Origin of the sequence: Celeribacter sp., from assembly GCF_048259695.1 — a bacterium.
GTDB lineage: Bacteria > Pseudomonadota > Alphaproteobacteria > Rhodobacterales > Rhodobacteraceae > Celeribacter.
The window spans coordinates 1-20,718 of sequence record NZ_JBLXHL010000011.1 but is presented as its reverse complement, the minus strand read 5'-3'; the positions used below and the strand labels follow the sequence as shown (position 1 = coordinate 20,718).

At 61.0% G+C, this 20,718-nt stretch carries 32 protein-coding genes; 31 read left to right on the top strand and 1 reads right to left on the bottom strand.

From position 1 onward, the window contains the following. Positions 1-6: 6 nt before the first annotated feature. From ACN0Q0_RS15200 to ACN0Q0_RS15055, 30 genes are all read left to right on the top strand, one after another. Positions 7-447, top strand: coding sequence for a hypothetical protein (locus ACN0Q0_RS15200; RefSeq protein WP_417244238.1), 441 nt, complete (start codon positions 7-9; stop codon positions 445-447). After that, positions 444-791, top strand: coding sequence for a hypothetical protein (locus ACN0Q0_RS15195; RefSeq protein WP_417244237.1), 348 nt, complete (start codon positions 444-446; stop codon positions 789-791). Before ACN0Q0_RS15200 ends, ACN0Q0_RS15195 begins: the two co-directional genes overlap by 4 nt. Continuing rightward, a complete protein-coding gene (locus tag ACN0Q0_RS15190; RefSeq protein WP_417244236.1) occupies positions 791-1,201 on the top strand; it encodes a hypothetical protein in 411 nt (136 codons plus the stop codon). Before ACN0Q0_RS15195 ends, ACN0Q0_RS15190 begins: the two co-directional genes overlap by 1 nt. Next, entirely contained in the window at positions 1,183-1,611 is a 429-nt protein-coding gene (locus ACN0Q0_RS15185) for a hypothetical protein (protein ID WP_417244235.1), read from the top strand. Before ACN0Q0_RS15190 ends, ACN0Q0_RS15185 begins: the two co-directional genes overlap by 19 nt. Then, positions 1,611-1,772 carry a hypothetical protein gene (locus ACN0Q0_RS15180; protein WP_271302922.1) on the top strand — a complete coding sequence of 54 codons (162 nt, stop codon included), beginning with the start codon at positions 1,611-1,613 and terminating at the stop codon, positions 1,770-1,772. Before ACN0Q0_RS15185 ends, ACN0Q0_RS15180 begins: the two co-directional genes overlap by 1 nt. Next, positions 1,769-1,975: a hypothetical protein gene (locus ACN0Q0_RS15175; protein ID WP_271302921.1), complete on the top strand. Its 207-nt coding sequence runs from the start codon at positions 1,769-1,771 to the stop codon at positions 1,973-1,975. Before ACN0Q0_RS15180 ends, ACN0Q0_RS15175 begins: the two co-directional genes overlap by 4 nt. 10 nt (positions 1,976-1,985) lie before the next feature. Beyond that, positions 1,986-2,426 (top strand): hypothetical protein, encoded by a 441-nt coding sequence (locus tag ACN0Q0_RS15170; RefSeq protein WP_417244234.1) that lies wholly within the window; start codon positions 1,986-1,988, stop codon positions 2,424-2,426. Next, positions 2,423-2,722 carry a hypothetical protein gene (locus ACN0Q0_RS15165; protein ID WP_417244233.1) on the top strand — a complete coding sequence of 100 codons (300 nt, stop codon included), beginning with the start codon at positions 2,423-2,425 and terminating at the stop codon, positions 2,720-2,722. Before ACN0Q0_RS15170 ends, ACN0Q0_RS15165 begins: the two co-directional genes overlap by 4 nt. Positions 2,723-2,734: 12 nt before the next feature. Further along, positions 2,735-3,313, top strand: a complete 579-nt coding sequence (locus ACN0Q0_RS15160; protein WP_417244232.1) for a hypothetical protein — start codon at positions 2,735-2,737, stop codon at positions 3,311-3,313. Between the two features lie 16 nt (positions 3,314-3,329). Beyond that, positions 3,330-3,782, top strand: a complete 453-nt coding sequence (locus ACN0Q0_RS15155; RefSeq protein ID WP_417244231.1) for a hypothetical protein — start codon at positions 3,330-3,332, stop codon at positions 3,780-3,782. Continuing rightward, complete coding sequence (locus ACN0Q0_RS15150; RefSeq protein ID WP_417244230.1) at positions 3,779-4,744, top strand: hypothetical protein; 966 nt, start codon at positions 3,779-3,781, stop codon at positions 4,742-4,744. Before ACN0Q0_RS15155 ends, ACN0Q0_RS15150 begins: the two co-directional genes overlap by 4 nt. After that, the gene (locus ACN0Q0_RS15145; protein ID WP_417244229.1) at positions 4,737-4,937 is read left to right on the top strand and encodes a hypothetical protein; all 201 of its coding nucleotides are present in this window, start codon (positions 4,737-4,739) and stop codon (positions 4,935-4,937) included. The genes ACN0Q0_RS15150 and ACN0Q0_RS15145 overlap by 8 nt, the downstream gene beginning before the upstream one ends. Position 4,938: 1 nt before the next feature. Next, the gene (locus ACN0Q0_RS15140; protein ID WP_417244228.1) at positions 4,939-5,661 is read left to right on the top strand and encodes a hypothetical protein; all 723 of its coding nucleotides are present in this window, start codon (positions 4,939-4,941) and stop codon (positions 5,659-5,661) included. Between the two features lie 10 nt (positions 5,662-5,671). Beyond that, positions 5,672-6,493: a hypothetical protein gene (locus ACN0Q0_RS15135; RefSeq protein ID WP_417244227.1), complete on the top strand. Its 822-nt coding sequence runs from the start codon at positions 5,672-5,674 to the stop codon at positions 6,491-6,493. 51 nt (positions 6,494-6,544) lie between these two features. Beyond that, entirely contained in the window at positions 6,545-7,081 is a 537-nt protein-coding gene (dcd, locus tag ACN0Q0_RS15130) for a dCTP deaminase (RefSeq protein ID WP_279839965.1), read from the top strand. Next, the gene (locus ACN0Q0_RS15125) at positions 7,081-8,931 is read left to right on the top strand and encodes a DNA polymerase (protein WP_417244226.1); all 1,851 of its coding nucleotides are present in this window, start codon (positions 7,081-7,083) and stop codon (positions 8,929-8,931) included. Before dcd ends, ACN0Q0_RS15125 begins: the two co-directional genes overlap by 1 nt. Positions 8,932-9,018: 87 nt before the next feature. Next, entirely contained in the window at positions 9,019-9,312 is a 294-nt protein-coding gene (locus tag ACN0Q0_RS15120) for a hypothetical protein (RefSeq protein WP_279839967.1), read from the top strand. 72 nt (positions 9,313-9,384) lie between these two features. Next, positions 9,385-9,951 (top strand): 3'-5' exonuclease, encoded by a 567-nt coding sequence (locus ACN0Q0_RS15115; RefSeq protein WP_279854735.1) that lies wholly within the window; start codon positions 9,385-9,387, stop codon positions 9,949-9,951. Between the two features lie 265 nt (positions 9,952-10,216). Next, the gene (locus ACN0Q0_RS15110) at positions 10,217-12,718 is read left to right on the top strand and encodes a primase-helicase family protein (RefSeq protein WP_417244225.1); all 2,502 of its coding nucleotides are present in this window, start codon (positions 10,217-10,219) and stop codon (positions 12,716-12,718) included. A 10-nt stretch (positions 12,719-12,728) separates the two neighbouring features. Beyond that, positions 12,729-13,595: a PD-(D/E)XK nuclease family protein gene (locus ACN0Q0_RS15105; protein WP_417244224.1), complete on the top strand. Its 867-nt coding sequence runs from the start codon at positions 12,729-12,731 to the stop codon at positions 13,593-13,595. A gap of 159 nt (positions 13,596-13,754) precedes the next feature. Beyond that, on the top strand, positions 13,755-13,907 hold the full coding sequence (locus ACN0Q0_RS15100) for a hypothetical protein (RefSeq protein ID WP_417244223.1): 153 nt from the start codon (positions 13,755-13,757) through the stop codon (positions 13,905-13,907). Continuing rightward, positions 13,904-14,056, top strand: a complete 153-nt coding sequence (locus ACN0Q0_RS15095; RefSeq protein WP_271302904.1) for a hypothetical protein — start codon at positions 13,904-13,906, stop codon at positions 14,054-14,056. The genes ACN0Q0_RS15100 and ACN0Q0_RS15095 overlap by 4 nt, the downstream gene beginning before the upstream one ends. Before the next feature lie 8 nt (positions 14,057-14,064). Next, complete coding sequence (locus ACN0Q0_RS15090) at positions 14,065-15,450, top strand: DEAD/DEAH box helicase (RefSeq protein WP_141391755.1); 1,386 nt, start codon at positions 14,065-14,067, stop codon at positions 15,448-15,450. Next, on the top strand, positions 15,447-15,719 hold the full coding sequence (locus ACN0Q0_RS15085; RefSeq protein ID WP_141391754.1) for a hypothetical protein: 273 nt from the start codon (positions 15,447-15,449) through the stop codon (positions 15,717-15,719). Before ACN0Q0_RS15090 ends, ACN0Q0_RS15085 begins: the two co-directional genes overlap by 4 nt. Before the next feature lies 1 nt (position 15,720). Beyond that, positions 15,721-16,092 (top strand): hypothetical protein, encoded by a 372-nt coding sequence (locus tag ACN0Q0_RS15080; RefSeq protein ID WP_279839972.1) that lies wholly within the window; start codon positions 15,721-15,723, stop codon positions 16,090-16,092. 77 nt (positions 16,093-16,169) lie between these two features. Then, a complete protein-coding gene (locus ACN0Q0_RS15075) occupies positions 16,170-16,874 on the top strand; it encodes a hypothetical protein (RefSeq protein ID WP_141391752.1) in 705 nt (234 codons plus the stop codon). A 323-nt stretch (positions 16,875-17,197) separates the two neighbouring features. Further along, positions 17,198-17,602 (top strand): hypothetical protein, encoded by a 405-nt coding sequence (locus ACN0Q0_RS15070; protein ID WP_417244222.1) that lies wholly within the window; start codon positions 17,198-17,200, stop codon positions 17,600-17,602. 50 nt (positions 17,603-17,652) lie between these two features. Continuing rightward, entirely contained in the window at positions 17,653-18,291 is a 639-nt protein-coding gene (locus tag ACN0Q0_RS15065) for a helix-turn-helix domain-containing protein (protein WP_417244221.1), read from the top strand. Further along, the gene (locus ACN0Q0_RS15060; RefSeq protein ID WP_417244220.1) at positions 18,288-18,701 is read left to right on the top strand and encodes a hypothetical protein; all 414 of its coding nucleotides are present in this window, start codon (positions 18,288-18,290) and stop codon (positions 18,699-18,701) included. The genes ACN0Q0_RS15065 and ACN0Q0_RS15060 overlap by 4 nt, the downstream gene beginning before the upstream one ends. Before the next feature lie 47 nt (positions 18,702-18,748). Continuing rightward, the gene (locus ACN0Q0_RS15055) at positions 18,749-18,970 is read left to right on the top strand and encodes a pyocin activator PrtN family protein (protein ID WP_271302897.1); all 222 of its coding nucleotides are present in this window, start codon (positions 18,749-18,751) and stop codon (positions 18,968-18,970) included. A gap of 166 nt (positions 18,971-19,136) precedes the next feature. On the opposite strand, the gene ACN0Q0_RS15050 is transcribed toward ACN0Q0_RS15055, so the two are convergent. Then, a complete protein-coding gene (locus tag ACN0Q0_RS15050; RefSeq protein WP_417244219.1) occupies positions 19,137-20,216 on the bottom strand; it encodes a site-specific integrase in 1,080 nt (359 codons plus the stop codon). Positions 20,217-20,451: 235 nt separating this feature from the next. Between ACN0Q0_RS15050 and ACN0Q0_RS15045 the strand changes: the two genes are divergently transcribed. After that, positions 20,452-20,718 (top strand): NAD(P)H-dependent oxidoreductase (locus ACN0Q0_RS15045; protein WP_417244218.1); only part of this gene is annotated, 267 nt, incomplete at its 3' end.

The following is a 20,718-nucleotide window of genomic DNA, read 5'->3' as shown; positions in this document are numbered from 1 at the left end:
ACCCCCATGAATATCGAACGCCTGGAAATCATGGCGACCATCCTCGACGAGGTGGAAGCCAACACCTGGCAGCGGACAGTGCCCTACCCCGAAGCGCTCGAAAAGACCGTGGTGCCGACCGATGCCCCGGTGCGTTTCAACATGGATTGCTGGGGCTTTCCCAGTGTCGCGTCGAACGACACCCCCTGCGGCTACTCAGCCTGTGCCATCGGCCATGCAATCCTCGACGAGCGCCTGCCGGAGCTGGTCACGGCAGGGCATACCCCGGCCTTGATGCCCCAGTACGGCAACATCCGTTGCTGGGACGCGGTCGAGGCGTACTTCGACCTGACGGAAGACCAGGCCGATCGCATCTTCAACCAGGACAGCTACATCAATCCCGATGGCGTGCGTGCCATCCAGGTGGCCACCCGCATCCGCGCCCTGACAGGAGGTTACTGGTCATGAGCAACCCCAACCCGATGATGCTGCTGATCGGTGCTGCCCAGCATCCGCGCTACATCGAGGTCGCCGACGAAAGCGATTGCGAGCGCGACTTCGTCGCGGACCTGATCGAGCTGGCCGAGGGCATCGAGCCCTGGGGCCGCAACCTGATTCAGCGCCACCACGATCGCTTCGAGGAACACCCGTTCGCCTTCGAGTACACCGTCCAGGAAGCCCTGGGTCAGTGGATCGTGGGTCAGATCGGGGAACGCCTCGATACCGGCCACTCCAACCCGTTCGCCATCACGCTGGACGAGTGCAAGGCATTCGCCCGCCAACAGCATCCCTGCCTGCAGGAGGACATCTGATGGTCACCCTCGCCACGCTCCCTGACGCCACCGAACAGGAGGTCTTCGACCAGGTGGCCCGTCACCTGCTCACTCAGCAGAAGGTCAGCTACTCGCCGTCACATGACATGTGCGCCTACCGCTCCCCCTTCGGTGCCTGTGCCGCCGGCTGCCTGATCGGCGATGACGAGTACACGCCCGAGATGGAAGGTCATTCGTGGCAAGAGTTGGTGTTTTCCGAACGTGTGAACAGCGAGCATGCCGAGCTGATCAGCACGCTGCAGGCCGTTCACGACGAGGGTCACGACCTCATGGACCAGGCCCCGGACAACGTCGTCTCGGAATGGCGCCACCGCCTCGAGGAGGTTGCCGAGGAATTCGATCTGACCACCGACGTATTGGAGGAACCGACATGTCCACAGGAAGCATAAGCCAGGGCACCCTGCGCCCGCAGGACCTGATCCCGACCTTCCTGGCCGCGCTCGCCGAGTACGACAGCGCGGCCTACGAACAGCTGGTCGCCCAGCCTCACCCGCCGATCCCGGCCTATGTCCAGGACGAGGGCGACGACAGTGAGTGGTGGGATAGCGAGGAAGCCGCCTTCCTCCAGGAGGAGCTGATCAACGCCCTGGAAAACGCCGCCCCCGAAGGCACCTACTTCGGTACCCATGAAGGTGACGGTGCCGACTTCGGGTTCTGGTCCCTGGGCCAATGGCGGGTGATCACTGAAGACGACCAGGTGCTGTCCACCCACGACACCCAGACCGAGGCCGAACACGCCCTGGCCGTTGCCCTCGATGATGAACACGACGCCTACCTGCAGGCACCGGGAGACTACTGATGAACCTCAAGGATCAGACCATTCAGCAACTGCGTGACTCAGGCCATGTCGTCATCGTCTGGACCCCGGACGAGATTGGAGACGCCGATGGTGGCGTGCTCGAGGAGGTCGCCATCGAGCGTGGCAACACCTACCTCGAAGACTTCGACGAGGAGGAGTGAACATCTGCCACCCGACCATGACGGTGTACCGCGCCCGCGTCCAGCAAGGGGCCCGGGTCTTCACCCTCGAATTCCTGGCCGGCGACATCTGCCACGCAGAACTCAAACTGGACCACTACGGCTTTGACCCTGACAGCGTGCTGGAACTCGACGCTGCCCCTTCGCGCAACGCGCGTCCGCTGCACCCCATCACCATCCTGTAGGAGCGACACCATGATCATTCTGGCAACCATCCCGCTGGCGCTGGCACAGATGTCCGACCTGGTGGAGTACCAGACCGAGGAGCACGCCGTTCAGCGTGAGTTCTTTTATAAGCAGTGCGAATCGACCGGCAAGATTCACCTGGGCTACGGCCAGATCGAGGTCGTGGACGAGAGCGCGATCCGGCATATCCAGCGCCCGATCTTCGTCAACATCGGCACGACCTGGGTCACCAGCACCGGCCAGGAGGTGAAGATTCTGGAAACCCGGGCACCGGGCAACCACCCGATCATCGCCATGCAGCTCGGCGGCACCATCACCCGCCTATTGCACTTCGGCATGGACGGTCGGGTCAGCACGGACCCGAGCCACCAGCTGGCCTACCCCGCGACGCTGCGCAACGAGAAGCGCGCGACCATCGCCAACCTCAAGGAGGTCAAGTCGATCTCATGAACCATTTCACCGTGGAAGGACGCCGCTGGTTCGACGGCCAGAACACCTACCACAGCGTCCACGTCCAGATGTTCGGCGATGACGCTTCGCCGCCGCAACAGCTGACCGTGCCCTTCGCCTATGGCGGGAGCACCCAGTATGAGCTGACCGCCCTGCGCCACCTGCGCGACTTCGGGGTCCTGCCGCCGGCAGGTCCCAAGCACCTACGCCCTGCGATCGAGGCCATCGGGGCCTCCCTCAGCAGCAGCGTCACCGACGTGGAACGTCGTCGGAACCTTCACTCCCTTGGCCAATAAGGACAATCAGTCATGAACCTCTATACCCCGAAAGACCGCAACGGCAAGACCTTCCACGTCGGCGACCTGGTCGAGATCGGTGAAGGCGCCCCGGAAGAGTTCCACGGAGACAAGGGGCGAGTGAATCGCGTCATCCGTCTTGAGCACCTGGCTCGGATACCGGCCCTCACCGGACAGCAGGCGATGCTCTCGCAACACCCGATGATGATCCTGGACGACGAAGACGGCGAAAGTTCCGCAGTTTTCGCCAACACCATCACCATCCTGGAACAGGGTGACGGTGAGGAGCTGGTCTTCGAGGTGACTCCCCAGCCTGTCCCCCAGGACGCCGATGGCCGCGACATCCAGGTCGGCGACAGTGTCCGTATCGGTGGCGCGCGCGTGAAAGAGGAGCACCAGGGGGTGGTGCGCACCGTGGAGAACCCGAACCCGCCGATGGAACGCATCGCGCTGATCAACCCCGAGCTGTTCATGATGATTCAGCTCGGTATCGCCCCGCCCGAGGGTCACATCGAGCTGGAAGACGGTGTGGTGCATATCGATTCCATCGAGGTGGTCGCTACCGCTGCCACCGCTGACACCGTCCACTAACGCACAGGAGCTGACCATGAAGGTCTACACCTACCTCGTCGATCGCAATGACTTCACTGGCTATGCCAAGAACGTCGCCCTGGAGGGCCAGGTGCTCTACCCCGGTGGGCAGTCCGTCGAGGACTACCTGGCCGCGAACCCGGGCACCGAAGCCATGACCGAGGAGGCGTTCGAAGCCTTCCAGCAAGAGTGGCAGGACGCGCATTACCTGAGCGACCCGGCGGCCGTCATCGACGAGCTGGCCTTTGACGAGGCGCTGGAGGTTCTGCCGCCCCTGCGCTACACCCGCGAGAACGGCATGGTCAGCTTCCTGATGTCCGAATTCACCACCGGCAGCATCACGACGATGTTCGCCAAGTGCGACGGCGTCTGCCTGTGCAAGGCGGTGGACGTCCGTCGCAAGGATACGTGGATTTCGCCTGCCGATTTCGATAAGCAGCGCTTACCAACCGAGGGGTTCTGCGAATGACTATCCAGATTCACGGCGTCTACCTGCGCGCCACTACCGACGACGTCGAGGAACTGCGGGGGCTGATCTCCGAGAACAGCGACCAGCAGCTGTTCAGCATGGAAGTCCGCCTGTGCGACCTGACCGACAACACCAGCCCGCCGAACGTGGCCCATCTCGTGGCGCGCAAGCTCGGCGACGACGACCTCGCCCAGTCGATCCAGAACGAGCTGGACGAACTGCTCTGCGACGACACCGACGACCTCTGGAACCTGATTCAGAAGACCATTCAGGACTGCGACCAGCTGGACTGCGTCACCACGGTCGATGGGCTGGTGCTGGCCGACTGGCGCCAGAAGACGCTCACCCATCTCACGCCCGAACACCCGATGGACGACAACGTCTTCGGCTCGGTGGCCAAGTACCTCGATGAACGGGCCCTGGGCAAGTACCACCTCTGCGTGCCCTACATCGACACCCTGTCCGGGCCCTCGCTCAAGCACGACCTGGCGGCCCTGCGTCGCAAGTACCTTCTCACCTGGCACCAGACGCGCATCCCGGTCACCGACCGCCCCGCCGTCAGGCAGGACTTCGCCCTCTGGCTCGATGAACAGGTCCGCAGTGGGGAGTGCGAGGAGGCCCTGGCCGCCCAGGCCACCCTGGGGGAAGTCATCATCCCTCGCCCCTCCGTCGAGATGCGCTGCCGGCAGGCGGTCATCGCCCTGACAGCGGGATACCTCGGCGCGGCCCCCTACGACTTCCAGGCCATCCAGAAGCTCACCAACGACATCGAGGAACTGGAACTGACCTGCCGGCTCTACGCCGATGACCTGATCGGCTGGCTCAACAGCGTCTGTCGTCCGGTCGGCGCGGCCTACGCCACGCTGGTGACGGCCGACCCGCAACCGCTGCCCAGCCACAACGTCATCAACCAGCTGATCCGCGATCACATCAACACCGCCCTGGAGAACGCTGATGGATGAGGCAACCAGGGCCCGCTATCTGGCCGAACCGAACCTTTGCCCCTTCTGCAAGAGCAACGACCTTGAAGGTGGCGCCGTCACGGTGGACGACCGGCACGCCCGTCAGTCGATCACCTGCCTGCACTGCTACGCGAGCTGGGTCGATCAGTACCGCCTCAGCGACATCACCGACATCGATATCCCGGAGAAGTGACATGAATGCCGTGACAGAAACCAAGCGTGCCCAACACCCGTTCGAAGCCATCACTGCCGAGGCATACCGCCACCGTATCGCCGGCAACAAGTCCAACCGCGACGACGCCCTCAAGGCGCTGAAGAAGCTGACCGAGGAGCTGGAGATGCACCACGGCGACCGCCTGCCCGGCGACGTCGAGCTGCACACGCTGGCCAACTTCTTCCTGCCCACGCTGGCCAAGAAGCCCAAGGACCTCTGGGAATGGGTCGCCAAGGCCGCCGGCACCGATGATGTGCGCTACTACCTCAACTACGTGCATGTCAGTGAGAAGTGGATCGAGGCCACCGACGGTCACCGCCTGCACCGCATCCCGAATGCCGAGGGCATCGAGCCCGGGTTCTACCAGCCGGCCACCCGCCAGAAGATGCAGGTCGATGGCAAGTTCCCCGATACCGATCGCGTCATTCCGGGGATCGCCGCGATGGAGGCCCGCGAGGACGTCCAGCTGGACCAGTTCGAGCAGATGACCTTCCCCGACAACCGCCCCAAGTACCGCAACTATCTGAAGCTCGGGCAGTCGGCCATGAACCAGCGCTATGTCGAGGAATCCCTGCGTTTCCCGACGCCGGTCGGTAGCCAGTCGAAAGTGACGGCGTACCTGCCGGACAATGCGTCGTCATCCGTCCGCTTCGACTTCGGTGATACCGGCGCCATCGCCATCGTGATGCCCGCCCGCGTTTGAGGAGCCCGTCATGATCAAGCACCACACTGAGTACCGCCTGCGCATCGAGCAGGACCAGACGCCCATGAACCCCCGCACCGAGGACGACAATGCGGGGGTGTTGGCCCTTCGCCACAGCCGCTATGAGCTGGGGGATGTCGGCGGCATGGAGCAGGTGACCCGGTTCCTGGAACCGCTGATGACGCAATACATCCAGGAGGCCGATTTCCCCGGCGACCTGGACGATGACCAGGTCATCTGCCCGAAGTGCCGGGCCGACGAGCGTGAGCCCAGCGACACCTGCAACCGCTGCGATCACAGCGGCTGGATCAGCAACCCGTTCGAGATCGAGATCGAGCAGACCTTCAACGGCCAGAACATCGTCGAGCTGTTGCAGCCCAACGACCTGGCGCATGTGGGTCGGATCATCGAGATGCTGGATGAAGGTGGCCTGCTCCCGGAAGGCACCCTCTGCAAGCCGGTCTACCTCTACGACCATTCAGGCATCACGGTCAGCCATTCCCCTTTCTCCTGCCACTGGGATTCCGGCCAGGTCGGCTGGCACCTGTGGATGCCCGACGGCAGCGAGACACTGCCCGACCCGGACGCCACGCTGACGGCCGAGCTGGAAACCTACGACCAGTACCTGCGCGGTGAGGTCTACGGCTTTGTCGTTGAGGCACGCCCTGCCGTGGCCTTCGGCTTCGATGGTTCCCCGCTCAAGCTGGCGGACGGTGACCTCTGGTATGTCGCGAAGTCTTGCTGGGGGTTCTACGGCAGTGATCCCAGGACCAACGGCATCGCGGAGCATCTAAGCGATGACTGGAAGCCATTGCTCGATGAACTTGAATGATCATATAAGCGGTGCTTATTATCGTGGACCCCCACAAGGAGCGATATCGACATGATTCTGGCAGGTCCTGAAATCCTCGAACTGATCAACAGCGGCGTCATCAAGGGCGCCGCCCCTGAGTACATCAATGGCTCCAGCCTTGATGTGCGCATCGGCGACGAGGCCCTGATCGAGAACCTGAACCGCTCGGCGATCATCGACCTGGGCGCCAAGGAACAGCTGGACATGGAGCGCGTGAAGATACCGGCCGCCGGGATGATGATTCATCCGGGGGAGTTCTTCATGGTCGCTACCCAGGAAATCCTCGACCTGCCGGACGATCTGTCCTGCGAGTTCAAGCTGCGTTCCAGCGCCGGTCGTGCTGCCCTCAACCACGCCCTGTCCGGCTGGGCTGATCCCGGCTTCTACGGGACGCTCACTCTGGAATTCCAGAACGTCTGCCAATACCACCGTCTGCTGGTACGTCCCGGCATGCGGCTCGGTCAGCTGGTCTTCCACCGCCACGCCTCGGCAGGGGAATACAGCTACCGCAAGCGCGGCCGCTACAACGGCCAGGTCGCCGTCACAGCCAGCATGGGAGTTGCCTGATGCACATCTTTCTCGATTTCGAGAGCTACTACGCCAACAAGTACACCCTGACCGGCCTCACCTACCCGGAATACATCCTCGACGACCGCTGGCTCTGCCAGGGGGTCGGGATCGCCATCGATGACGGCGAGATCGAGTATTACCCCGAGCATGAAGTCGAGGCCGCGATCGCGGACCTGCCGCTCGAGGAGGCCACCCTGGTCGGACAGAACCTGATGTTCGATGCCACCGTGCTGGCCCTGCGCTACAACCGCTACGCCAAGCACTATATCGATACCCAGTCACTGGGGCGCGGCATGTGGCCGGGTCAGGACGTCAGCCTCGAGGCCATGTGCCGACGGGCCTGGCCCGATGACCCCGACATGCAGAAAGGCAAGGAGCTGGCCAACTTCAAGAACTGTCGGGAGCTGGACGCCGAGCAGCAAGCGGTCATGGGCAACTACTGCAAGCAGGACGTCCGACTGACCCGCGCCCTGTTCCACTACCTGCGCCCCAATATCCCGGACAGTGAGGTCGAGCTGGCCGAGCTGACGCTGCGCATGTACATCCAGCCCCGTTTCATCCTCGATCGCCCGCTGGTGGAAGGCTTCCTGGAGAAGGAGCTGTCCCACACCAAACAGCTGATCAAGGACTCGGGCCTGGCCAAGACCACGCTGTCTTCCAATCCCAAGTTCGCCGAGTGGATGCGCGAGAACGGCATCGAGGTGCCCCGCAAGGTCAGCCCCAGTACCGGCAAGGAAACCGATGCCCTGGGTCAGAAGGACCCGGCATTCCTGGCCACCATGGCCGACTACCCCGAATTCGCCCACGTCTGGAAGGCCCGCGCAGCGGTCAAGTCCACGCTCAACACGACCCGTGCCCAGCGTCTGCTCGATCTGGACGACCAGCTGGGACGCATCCCGGTGCCCTTGTCGTTTTACGGTGCGCACACTGGCCGCTGGTCCGGGACCCAGAAAGTGAACCTGCAGAACCTGCCCCGTGGTGGTGATCTGCGCAAGGCGCTGACGGCCCCGCCAGGCTACAAGGTCCACGTCGCGGATTCCTCGAACATCGAGGCCCGTGTCCTGGCGTATGTGGCCGGCGAAACCAGCCTGTTGGAGATGATCCGCCGCAAGGAGGACATCTATAACGACATGGCCACCAAGATTTACGGCTACCCCGTCGATCGCAAGGCCAAGGACGCCGACGGCAACAAGTTGCAGGAAGAGGAAGGTAACGTCGGCAAGACCGCACGCCTCGGCCTCGGCTATGGCATGGGCGCGCCCAAGTTCCGTGGCACCCTGGCCTCCGGTCCCATGGGATCGCCCCCGATCCTGGTATCCCAGCACTTCGCCCAGACGGCCGTGGACACCTTCCGTGCCGACAGCCCCAACATCGTCAACTACTGGCGGCTGCTCACTCAGGCCGGTTACGACATGATGCTGCCCAAGACCGATTACTGGATCGGCCCGATCCGGGTCCGTTTCGAACGCCTCGAGATGCCCAATGGCATGGCGCTCAAATACCCCAACCTGCGCGTCATCACCGACGAACAGGACGGACGCGACCAACTGGTCTGCGATCGCCGCAACGGCAAGACACAGCGCATCTATGGCGGCATCCTGGCCGAGAACATCGTCCAGGCCCTGTCCCGCACCATCGTGGCTGATCAGATACGCGCTGCCGTGCGCGAATTCCCCGACAGCTACCTCGTTCTGGCGGTCCACGATGAAATCGTGATGATGATGCCGGACGACAATAGCGACGACCGTCAGGCCCGGCTCGAAGACCTCATGCGAGTGCCACCGGACTGGGCCCCTGACCTGCCGCTCGACAGTGAAGGCGGCTGGGATACCTGTTACTCGAAGTAATTGGCATCCCCTGAAAGCGCTGCTAATATAAGCATTGCTTACCACAAGCACCCTTCCAGGTTTCACTACAACAAAGGAAACGCCCCGATGATCAACATCGACACCCTCAAGACTGCCACCAAGCGCGTCGCCCAGGCCAACCGTCGCATCGAAACCCGTGAAGAACGCATCGCCACCAAGCGCGACGAGATCGCCACCCTGGACGCTGAGGTGCGCGCCGAGCAGGACCGCGTCGAGATGAACAAGAAAATGGGCCAGCTCAACCGTGCGCATGCTGCACTGGATCGCATGCTCAACTCGACCGACAGCGACAACGAGGAAGTGCGCGAAGCCCTCGACAAGCTGATCGAAGTGGCCCAGGAGCAACGGGCCGCTGCCTAAGCCGCCCCGCTGCTTCTCGCCCCCGTGGACTCCACGGGGGTTTTTTCGTGCCTCAAGAACGGAGCCTGCCCCATGTCCGAGTACGAACTGCCCGTTTCCATCGATCTGGAAACCCTGTCAGTCCGACAGGATGCCCGTATTACCACGATTGGTGCCGCTGCCCGCGTGAACGGCGAGCTGGAAACCTTCGTCTGCTACCTCGACGTCAAGACCTCCCAACGGGACCGCCACATCGATCCGAACACGCTGACCTGGTGGCGCAAGCAAGGTGAGCTGTATGACCAGATGATGGCCCGTTGCGCGGACGGTGTATCGATGCGCGATGGCCTGCTGGCATTCCAGTCCTGGTATATCCAGCTGGGCGACAAGGATGCCCGCCTCACGCCCTGGGGCAACGGGTCCAGCTTCGATGTCGCCATGCTCGAACACGCCTTCCGGTCCCACGGCATGCAACCGCCCTGGGCATTCTGGATGGCGCGTGACTTGCGCACCCTCAAGGCACTGGCCGAGGACCTGGGCGTATACACCAAGGTCGAGCGCGAAGGCACGCACCACGACGCCCGTGATGACGCCATTCACCAGCTCCGCATGATCGAGACTCTGAAAGAACAGCTGAAAGCGGCTAGACCACAACAATAAGCACTGCTTATACTCAAGCGTCACACGTCAGATTTATCAGGGGCTCTATGGATCACGACCTCGACGACGAGAAGGCGCAGGAGATCGCGGAGGCCATGATTGATCATGGCCTTCGTGCTGCACGGCAAGCCTCTCAGCTACCACCGGCCACAGGTCGGTGTTTCAACTGCCAGGAAGCACTCGACGACCCCGAGACACGCTTCTGCGACACAGACTGCCGCGATGACTGGCAAAAGCGCCAACGTGCCAGCCATTTCAGGAGGGGATGATGGACCAGTTCCCAGCCACATTCGTCAATGCCCAGGTCCACCTGGGGAAAACCTACACCCTCGAGGGGCGGCAGAACCCGCCCCATGCCAAGAACCTAACCTCGATCGAGTACCCGCTGACAGCGGACTTCGAGGGACTGGACACCCTGGCCAAGCTGATCGCCCGCCATTCCGGTGGCGGCGATGCGTTCTTCACCGGGCACTTCCCGACGCCACTGGCCAACGAATCCCGTGCCGGTCGCAGCGACCCGAAGTTCCGCCCGCAGATTCTGGTCATCGACATCGATGACATGCCCCTGGGTGACCTGGAGCTGCCACGACCGCTGACCAAGGAAGAGCTGACTACCGCTGCCAACCACGCCCGTGAGTACCTGCCGGAATCATTGCGGACCACGGCCTGCGTCGCGCATGCCAGTTCCTCCTTCGGCATGAAGCCCAAGACGGCCAGCCTGCACCTGTTCTTCCTGCTCGACGCCCCCGTGGTACCCGGCAAACTGAAGGCATGGCTGACCGAGGCCAACTTCGCGCACCCGGACCTGGATGCGCAGATCGAGCTGAATCCGTCCGGTCAGTCGCTGCACTTCACCCTGGACCGCTGCACGGCGGACAACAGCCGGCTGATCTATATCGCCACGCCGTTGTTCCTCGGCAAGCTGATCATGGACCCGTTCACCTCTCCCCAGGAGCGCGTGGCCCTGATCCCCGGCGACAGTCCAGTCGCCAACGTCTCCAAGGAAATCAATGCGGTTGTCCCTCAGACCGCTGACAACCTGATCAAGCAGAAGGTCAAGGAGCTGCGCGCCCTGGCCCAGCTGCCCAGCCGTGTCGGCAAGACCAAGGTCATCGAGACGCGCAAGGGTCACTACCACGAACTGCTGACCAACCCGGATACGGTCAGCATCGAGATTGCCTACGAGAATGACCCGTTCGTCTACGCGAACCTCAACGGCGGTGACTCCAACGCCTATTACTGGCCGAAGGACAACCCGAAGTACATCTACAACTTCAAGGACGAGCCCGTCGTCGAGATGGTCAAGGTGGCCCCGGACTTCTACCGGGATTACATGGCCTCGATCTCGGATGAAGTCGTCGATGAAACCGTCTCACCGCTGGTCTTCCGCGACCGGGATGCCGATACCTACTCGACGGTCCTCTACAACACCGAGGACAACACCCTGGTGCATCACGCCTATGCCGGTCGCGTGGCATTACGGGACTTCATGCTCCAGTACGGTGCCGACCTCCCTGATCCGATCGAGTCCTGGCAGGTCAGCTTCGATCCGAAATCCACCACGGGTCAGATCGACTCGGCAAACAAGCACTTCAACCTGTTCCGCCCCTCGCCGTACATGATGCGCAAGCCGGAAATCAGCGAGGAATATCAGGGCATCCAGTACGGCTATGCCGCCGGCTACCTCAGCCAGATCGCGCCCAACATCCACAAGCTGATTGACCATGTCGTGGGTCATGGCCAAGCGGAGTATGAGCACTTCATCAACTGGCTCGCCTTCGCCTTCGTGTACCGCGAGAAGACGTCCGTCGCCTGGATGTTCCACGGGGTCGAGGGCACCGGCAAGGGCTTGCTGTTCCATCAGATCATCAAGCCGCTGTTCACCGATCGCTACAGCTCGCTGAAGAAGATTTTCGACCTGGAAGACAGCTATGACGGCTGGCGCGAACAGATGCTGCTGGTCGTCATCGATGAATTCCGCATGGCCGATGCCAAGGAAGGGAGCCGGATGTACGAGAAGCTGAAGAACATGATCTCGGAAACCAGCGGCTCGGTGCGCCACATGCGTTCCAACCAGAAGAACGTCGAGCTGTTCGAGAACATGATCTTCTTCTCCAACACCCGCGACGCGCTGAAGATCAGTGCCACCGACCGCCGTTTCTGTGTCGCCCCGGCCCAGAACACGCCGATCAATGCGCTGTATGACACGGCCAAGTTGATCTTTGCCATTACCCAGGAGCTACCGCTGTTCGCGGACTTCCTCGCCACCTTCAAGATCGACAAGGCATTCGCCCGCGTTCCGCTCCAGACCGAAGCCAAGGCGGCAATGCGTGATGCCTCGAACACCTGGGTCGATGACTACATCGACGCCATTCGTAGTGGCGACTTCGAGTGGCTGGTCAACAACGTGCTCGACTCCCGACCGTCCATGCCCGATGACGCGGTGCGTGTCAGCCAGTCGAGCGAGGTATTGGCGCGACTGGCGATCGACATCCTCGAGGCGGGTGAGTCTCGGGATTACCTCAACATCGACGACGCCCTGACGCTCTACAACACGTTGGCGGGTGACAACACGCGGAAACTGAGCTTCGCCAAGATGATGGCCCGCTATGGCCTTAGCTTCGAGCGTCGCCGCATTGCTGGCCAACGGGTGCGTGTTGCCCGCATCGACTGGGAGATCAACGAGGACGTCGATCTCATGGCCCTGATCCGCGACAACGGCACCCCGGACCAGCAGAAGTCGCTCTCCTCCATCCAGACCCACTAGGAGCCACCCCATGAACCTCTTTGGTAACGGGCGCCCCGACGGCGCCGCCACGCCTGAAAAGCAACCGGCTGCGACGCCCAAGGGGCCGAGCGTCACCAACCACAGTCTGTTCGCCGGCAAGCGCCCGGACGCCGCTGCCCTGGCCGAGGATGCCCTGTCACTGGCCGAGGCCCCGCGCGGCCCGGTACCGGCCTGGTCGTTCTCGGTCCTCAAGAAGTTCGAGGAATGCCCCTACCGCGTCTACCTCAGCAAGGTGGACAAGATCGCCGAGCCGTCCAGCGATGCCGCCGATCGCGGCAACAAGATTCACGACGAGGCCGAGCACTACATCCGTGGCGAGCTGGACACCGACAAGGTGCCCAAGAACCTCGAGAAGCTGGGCTTCGAGTACCGCACGCTGCGCGAAGCCTTCGATGAATCCCCGGAGCAGTTCGAGCTGGAACAGAACTGGGGCTTCACCGCCACCTGGAGGCAGACGGGCTTCTTCGACAAGGACGTCTGGTGCCGCATGAAGCTGGACGTGTTCCGTCGCTGGGGGACCTCGGCCCACATCATCGATCACAAGACCGGCAAGAAATTCGGCAACGAGCTGAAGCACTCCGATCAGGGGCTCCAGTACGCGGTCGGTGCGTTCAAGCGCTACCCGGAGCTTGAGTTCATCAAGGTCGATTTCTACTACACCGACCAGGGCCAGAAGCTCGAGAAGTCCTTCACCCGTGAGCAGGCGATGGTCTTCCTCCCGCGGATCGAGAAGCGGGCGTTCGCGCTCACCAACGCCACGGCCGAGCAGCTGTCCCGTCCGAAGCCGTCGAAGAACAACTGCAAGTTCTGCCCGCACGCCGAGACAGGCGCCTGCCAATGGAGGGTCGCCGAATGATCACAGCCCGGTTCCTGCAGATGGTGCAACGGGACCGCCCCTTCACCGTGGCGCAGTGGGCCGAGGCCATGAACCTGGACCGCTACAAGTTCTGCCCGCCGCGCGTCTTTGCCCGTCTCTCGGGCACTCCCCTCCACCTGATAGAGAAAGGAACCGCCCATGCATCTAAGCAAGCCCCTGGTCGCCATCGCCCTCGCAGGCGCGATGCTGGCCGCAATCCATAACGCGATCGGCTACTTGCTGATTGCCCTGATGATCATGGCCGCTGCCCTCGGGCTGTTGTGGCTCGTGACGCCCAGGAGACGTGAATGACGTTCTTGCTCTTGCTCCAGAAAATCGCGTTCACCGCGACCACCGTCGTGCGCACCGTGATGGCCACCCTGCAAATGATCCAGTTGCTGGTCGTCGTCGTGGCAGCGCTTCTCAGTGCCAACCGTAATCGCAAGGCGTATGCCTCATAGGAGACTTCATGGAGCTGTTTGATCACCAGGAACACACCGCTGTCTTTCTGACGAACACTCCCCGCGCCTGGGTCCAGAGCGACCCGGGAACGGGCAAGACGATCAGCACGCTGGAAGCCTTCCGCCGCTGGCGCCGTGACGGTGGCCAGGGTCGCATGCTGGTTCTCGCCCCGCTCTCGATCCTCAAGCCTTCTTGGGGCGATGACATCGCCAAGTGGCTGGGTGACGAGTTCACCTACTCGATCGCCTACGCCAAGAATCGCCTGGAAGCGTTCCTCTCCGGCGCCGACATCATCATCACCAACCACGATGCGGTGAAGTGGGCCACCAAGAAGGAGAACGCCCGATTCATGCATGAAGCATTTCCCGATGACCAGGAACACTGGCTGGTCATCGATGAGGCCACGGCATTCAAGAACGCCACCAGTCAGCGGTCCAAGGCCATGCTGACCCTTCGCACCTACTTCGACCGTCGCATCGCCATGTCCGGTACTCCGACGGCCAAGGACGTGCTCGACATCTTCCATCCGACGCTGATCATCGATGACGGCGAGCACCTGGGGAACAAGTTCTTCCAGTTCCGCAACCAGGTCACCGACCCCATCCAGGTCGGCCCGGACCCGAAGATGGTCAAGTGGGTCGCCAAGGACGGTGCCGAGGAACACGTCGCGCAGGCGCTGGCCGATATCTGCATCCGCTACCGCTTCGAAGACTGCCTGGACATCCCGGCCAACCAGACCCTCACCTATCACGTCGATCTCTCCCCGAAGCAGCGGGCCCTGTACCTGCAGATGCTCGAAACCAATGTGGTCGAGAACGACGACGGCGAGCGAGTGACAGCGGTCAATGCCGGTGTCCGCGTGCGCAAGCTGCTCCAGCTCCTGACGGGTGCGGTCTACAACGGCGACGGTGATGTGACCACCTTCCACCAGGACCGTTATGACCTGGTCATGCAGCTGGTCCAGGAACGCGAACACAGCCTGGTCGCCTTCAACTGGAAGCATGAGGTCGAGGCACTGACCAAGCTGGCCGACAAGCTGAAGATTCCCTACGGCGTAATCGATGGGTCGGTGAAGAACGAGGACCGCATCAAGGTGGTCGAGGACTTCCAGGCCGGTCGCCTTCAGGTGGTCTTTGCTCACCCACAGTCCGCCGGCCACGGGCTGACCCTGACCAAGGGCACGGCCACGATCTGGTGCTCCCCGACCTACAACGCCGAGCACTACCAGCAGTTCAACCGCCGCATCTATCGCGCCGGCCAGACCCAGGCCACGCAGACCATCCACATCGCTGCCCGCGACACTGCCGAGGAACAGGTCTACGAGCAGCTGGAAGGCAAGCTGACCCGGATGGATGACCTGCTCGCCCTCTTCCAGCAACGGACGGCGGCATGAAGCATGTCGTGTTCACGCATCACGCGCGGGCACGGTGGGCCGCTCGTTTCGATGACCTCGACGGCATCGAGGACGAATGGCACCAGGCACGACCCGCGTCTCGCAGAGTGCGCCAGCTCCTCGGCCACCGCGCATTCCCGCACATCCGCAACAACAAGCGTGCAGGGGCCAAACCCGGCTTCTACATCACACGGCGCTGCGTCTTCCCTGTCGTGCGCCTCTCCAACGGTAAAACGGTCGTGATGACCGTTTACAACAGAGACTTCTGACATGAGCGAACTCAACGACCTGATCACCCGTTTCAGCGAAGCCAAGGCCGAGCTGAAAGACGCCAACGACCGCGCCAAGGTGCTCAAGAAGCTGCACGACGAGCTGGAATCACAGCTGCTGGAGTACCTGAAGGAAAACGAGCTGGATCGTGTGTCTGCGGCGGGCCATACGGCCAGCTACAGCACCGAGACGGTCGCCAGCGTGGACGACTGGGAAGCGTTCTTCGGCTACGTGAAGCAGCACGATGCGTTCTACCTGCTCCAGAAACGCATCGCCAGTGCCGCCTACCGCGAGGTGCTGCAGGTAGACGGTGTGGTGCCGCCGGGCACCTCTCCGATGGAGCGAGACAAATTGTCATTCCGTAAGGCGTGACAATTCGGTAAGCAGTGCTTATATTTGGGGTTGTGCGTCACAACCTCAGAATCAATCGAACCAATAGGACCGATATCATGGCTAACGATCTCATCGTCAACAACGACTCCAAGAAACTGCCGTCTCACGTTGCCAACGCAACCGGCGCGGGTAACGAGAACGTCAGCTCCGCTGACATGGCCATCCCGGCCATCAAGCTGCTCCAGGACCTGTCCCCGGAAATCAAGAAGGACAAGGCGGAATACGTGCCTGGCGCAGAGCCCGGCAAGATTCTGGTCACCCTGGGCAGCGCGCTGCACGACGAGCTGATCCTGATCAACCTCTACTACGATCACGAATACGCGCTGTTCCGTAAGCGCAAGTTCGGTGGTGGTTTCCATGGTGCCTATCCGACCGCCGATGCCGCAATGGCCAAGGCCAAGGAAGAAGGCGGTGGCAGCACCGAGATGTTCGAGGTAGTGGAGACGGGTCGCCACACCGTCCTGATCGTCAACCCGGAAACCGGCGAGCTTCGCCCGGCCATCCTCAACATGAACTCCACCAAGCTCAAGATCAGCCGCCGCTGGAACACTGATCTGAATGAGTTGGGCGGTGACCGCTTCTCCAGTGTCTGGAAGTTGAGCGTCACTTCTCAGTCCAACTCCAAGGGCGACTTCTACAACTACAAGGTCGAGAACCTGGGCTGGGCGTCCGAGGACCTGTACGAGCACGCCAAGCAGTTCTACACCCAGATCAAGGCGTCCTTCGAAGAAGAAGCGGAGAAGTCGCGCGAAGCAGCATAAGCACTGCTTACTGACCTTCAAGATAAGACCGGCTCCGGCCGGTCTTCTTGTACCCCCACCTTGAGAACGGATGACCAAGACAATGCCTGTGACACAACGAGTGGTGTACGTCGCCTCCGACGGCACCTCACACGAAACGGAGCAGGAAGCCCGGGATCACGAACTACGGCTGGACCTGGCGCCTCGAATTGACGATTTTTTACGCAGGAATGCTGTAGGATCGACCGTGCGTAGGAACAAGGTCGCTGACCTCGTTCTCGATTTTTCGTTAGAATTGCTAACGCCCCCCGTGCCGCTACCCCCCTACAGGGAGGAGAGCGACGATGAATGAGCACGGTTTTGTGCGAAAGGTGCATCGGGCGCTGAAGGAAGAACGCAGGCTCACCCGCATCTGGAAGATCAATGACAACTTCCAAGGTGGGGTACCTGACGCCTTCTATTGCGCAAAAAATCAACTGTGGGTTGAATATAAATATATTAGTTGCATCCCTAAGCGGGAGAGCACAGTTGTTACCCCCGATGTATCAGAATTGCAGTACGAATGGTTGGAAGGCTTACAGAAATCTGGGATAGATGCGTGGGTCGTTGTTGGTCACCCGAAGGGGGTTCTGGTCATTACTGATCTGGACGAATGCCGACAGGGTTATACGACGAAAGCGCTAGTCGAAAAATCCGTTCCGTTTGCCGATTTCATACAGTCGTTACTGTATATTTGCACAAGGCCATGAGCGTTTGGGGGGTATGTAGTAGCCCCTAACTCCGTTGGAGCTGAATCACTATGACTGCCCCGAACCGCCGGATCACAGAACGCGACCGTGAAGTCGCGCAACGATTAAAAGCCGTGTGGGACGCCAACAAGAAAAACCTGGGTTTGAGCCAGCACCAAGCCGCAGCTCGGCTCGAGATGTCACAGCCCGCCCTTTCTCAGTATCTCTCCGGGAAAGTCGCCACCAACACCGACTTCATTATCCGATTCGCCAATCTGGTGGGAGTCGAACCGCGTGAGCTGGACCCTAAAATCCTTGTCAGCGCCGACCCACGGATGACACTCGCCACACGATCTGTCATGTCGAAGGGAGGAATGATGGGTAACGCCACCAAAGGGGAGGTAGTGGATGTCCATGTCGATGCCACTATACCCGCAGAAAACCTGACAGTGATCGTCGTCGATTGTGACCACTACCAGCCCCGCTATTTCCTTGGTGAAAGGTTGCTGCTCCAGCACATTTCTCCCGAAGAATTGAAAGAGGGAGAAGAGGTCCTGGTCTACCGCGATGACACGAATGAGTTGTTCCGTGTCGGCAGTAAGATCAGCTACATCATTCAGCTCGATGACGCCCTTAAACCGGGTCACGTTATAAGCAGTGCGGATACTCGGGAGGACATCGACTTTTACAGAGTGATATCGCGCCTATGAAAGACCTTGTTGCACTCGCCAAGAATCGCAAGTCAGGTGACAAGCTGACTCATGCGCAGCTGAGGGCACTGGCCGAGAAACATGGGCTCAAGTTCGCCACGGTACGTTCCCGGTACGTGCGCGGACACAGGGGCGACAAGCTGGTCGCCCCCATCCGCCCCTCCTTCCAGGCCCGTTGCGAGGCCCACGGCATCGCGCCCAAGACTGTGTATTACCGCATGAGCCAGCTCGGCATGACGGAAGAAGAAGCCCTGACAACCCCTCTGCGCGGGGGGTTGGTCCGTCAGGCAGTCGCCAACGGCTTGAGCCCTGATACGTTCTACCGCCGCCGCAAGCTCGGCTACCCCATCAAGCGCTGTCTGGACCCACGCCCCATTACCTACTCTGAGTCCAAGCGCTTGCGGAAATGAATAAGCACTGCTTATAATAATCACACCAGTAACCAGTAGGAGCTACCATGAAAACCGAATTCGCCCTGCTCGCCCTGTATGAAACCGTCACACTCCCGCTGCCCAAGGTCGCGGAAGATATCCTGGGCATCGCCCTGTCCACTGCCCGGAACCAGATTTCCCAAGGCACCTTCCCAATCAAGGTTACCCGCATCAATGGCAAGCCGATGGTTCACATCACCGATGTTGCGGAGTACATCGACAAACAGCGTGCGGAAGCCGCCGCCTGACCGCTTGCCGGCGGGCCTAGTGCCAAGGTCATTCATGCAGTGTCCTTTGCGCTAGGCCCGCTCTGAGGCAAGCGGCAAGGAGGTGATCCTATCTAGCCAAGGACCAGACGCTGTGAAGCGATGACTGGTACCAGCGCCCCGGACAACCGGGGCGTATTTGTTTGCCCTATTCCCCCTCTCCAGCCGGTGGGCGGTCCTTCTTTGCCAGCTGCTCACGCTCACGATTGACCAGGTCTTCCGGGCGCAGATTCGTATAGCGTTTCAGGCTCCCCCAATCCCGATGACCTGACACCATGGCGACCTCTTGTATCTGATAACCCTGCTCGAATAGACGGCTAATCCCCTCATGGCGCAGATCATGGAAACGCAGGTCCTTGATCTCCAACCGCTCACAGATACGGGTGAACCCACCGCCGATCTGCGTCTTTGTGTAGGGGAAAATCCGCTCGTCTACACGCGGCTGTCGCTGAATGATTTCCAGGCTTCTGCCCATTAAAGGGACGCGCTGATGGTTGCCCGACTTCATGGTGGGGTGTTTGCGATCACGGATCACGATAATCCCCGACTCTGCGTCCAGGTCATCCCATCGGATCGACAGAATCTCGCCCTGGCGCATGGCGGACTCCACGGCGAAATCCACTACATCATGCAACGGTGACGTCAGCATGTGGCGGGTGTGGTACGCCGCCGTGATGATCGCGTCCAGCTCCTTGGGCGATGCACGACGCTCACGGCTCTGCGGCTTGCCGGACAAGCCTGACCGCCCGACCTGCTTGCGCCACTTCTTCATCTCCACCACATACGACGATGGCAGGTCCAATGTCATGGTCGCCGTGGACAGTGCGCTGGACAGTGCCATCAAGGTGCGCTGGTTGGTCGCGGGGGCAACGCCATCGTGCTTGACCCGGTACTCACAGAACTTGACCAGGGCGTTGTAGTCCAGCTCGCCGATCGGCATATCGGAGCCGAAATACTCGTTCATGATCTTGGCGTCGGTCAGGTTCCGGTAGTCCCGGCGGTGCGACTGATGCTTCAGATGCTCGACGTGGGGCTTCCATATCTCACCCAGCGTGATGCTCTGGAGACGGGCGTCTGCATCCATTTTTCCCGAGGCCATGTCGTCCTCGGTTTTTCGCGCCCACTCCTGGGCCATGCCCTTGGTACGGAAGGTTCGGCTCTGTACCGGAAACCCTTGTTTTCTAATGATTACTCGCCAATTGGTGCCCCGCTTCTGGTACGTTGCCATGCGTCCTCCTTGGTACAGTACCAAGCCGAAAAACGACCTGTTTTTGGGTTATGGAACACCGTTCGAATGTACCAAAAAATGTACCAACCCCTCTCATTTGGTACCACGGTGTCATTTGGTACACCTATGATACAGACAAGGCAGGAATCAACGATATACGACGGTAAGATCAGGGATGGGAAGACGGCCGCAAACCCGCGTGGTTGACGCCCGCAAGTAACATTAGAGAATTAGTATGAATCGACGGGAAAAAGCACTATTCCCATGGTGGATGGGTCTGCCGTGGACCGTGAAGAAGTATCTCGATGACATCCTGACTGAGGGCCACGGTGCGCTGTACGCCAGCGATGGCCGTCATCGCACCAGCCCGACCCAAGGTTACGGCACTGGCGGCTTGATGCAGGGCCGCCAATACATGCTGTCATTGACCTGGAATGCGCCACTTGAGGCCTTTGATGAAGAAGGCAACTTCTTCGAGGGCAAGGGCATCGATGGCGTCTAC